Annotated in this window: 2 protein-coding genes; one reads left to right on the top strand and one right to left on the bottom strand. The window is 36.2% G+C overall.

The window, feature by feature from the left end:
* Positions 1–324 precede the first annotated feature (324 nt).
* Complete coding sequence (locus tag F6K27_RS34245) at positions 325–615, bottom strand: hypothetical protein (RefSeq protein ID WP_353736108.1); 291 nt, start codon at positions 613–615, stop codon at positions 325–327.
* A 95-nt stretch (positions 616–710) separates the two neighbouring features.
* Between F6K27_RS34245 and F6K27_RS33360 the strand changes: the two genes are divergently transcribed.
* Positions 711–920 carry an IS630 transposase-related protein gene (locus tag F6K27_RS33360; RefSeq protein WP_287300981.1) on the top strand — a complete coding sequence of 70 codons (210 nt, stop codon included), beginning with the start codon at positions 711–713 and terminating at the stop codon, positions 918–920.
* The last annotated feature ends 156 nt before the right edge of the window (positions 921–1,076 follow it).

A 1,076-nucleotide genomic window follows, 5' to 3' on the forward strand; every position in this document is an offset into this window, starting at 1 on the left:
TTGAGGCGTTAGCGGAGCTTTGCTGAGGCAATCGCTCTCCATTTTTAAGCGTTGGCGGAGCAAGTGCGGCAGCTATATCGCTCTAGATGACCATACTCTATATATAGTGTCTTTGCGTAAGTCCTGATAGAAATATTTTAAACCTAAATCAATGCCTATGACATTGCCAGTATAATTTCCTAATTCTTTTCTATCAGCGTCTAAACAAAATTGACAATAATAGCCATCTGCACGTCTAACTATTCTCACCCGGTTAATTTTTAACCTAAATAAATCTTCTCTTGTTTCTGAATTACAATACAGAGAAAACTTACCAGATTTAAACTAGAGAGTGAAAGTAATAAACATACAATCATCTGATAATTTCCAACCAGATTGTTTATATTCTACAGACTGACAATGCTTTTTAAATTTGGGATAGCCTTTCTTCCTTACTCCTTTTTTACAGCGACGATAAAAGTTACTAATCGAAGTCCAAGCTACTTCTACTGAAGCTTGTGTAGCTGATGAATTTAATTGATTGACAAAGGCAAACTCACTAGCTAACTCTTTACTCAGTTTGTATAAACGCGACTTATAGCAATGTGCGCTGGTATATTTACATACTACATACAAATCGATAATAGTATTACAGCGACTGTATGACCTATATTTTTCATAAATTACGCGCTCGAACTCCGTGACGCTGTCGCGATCGCGTCTTTGTCAAAATGTTCAGGATGCCTGTTAAAGACTGGGAAAAATTTGAGAAATTTGTTGAGACTAATGATGATCAAACTCAAAAACAAATGGCTGTAAAATGGGGGGATTGTAGTCGTTTTACTATTAGTAGAAGTTTAAAAAAACTTGGTTTTACTCGTAAAAAAAAACCTCTGGTTATCAAGAAAGAGATGAGGAGCGAAAGAGAAAAATTTGCCTGAAAATTGAATCAAATAGACCCAAGAAATATTAGACTTGTCGCTTTATAAGGTAAAGTAAAGTTAATAGGGTGTTTGAGATGGGACAATGTTAGATCTTAATCGGGTGCTAAAAGAAGACCGCCTCAGTGCGGGCATTGACTGGACTAAACCGTAAGG

The organism is Okeania sp. SIO2F5 (assembly GCF_010692685.1).
Taxonomy (GTDB): domain Bacteria; phylum Cyanobacteriota; class Cyanobacteriia; order Cyanobacteriales; family Microcoleaceae; genus Okeania; species Okeania hirsuta.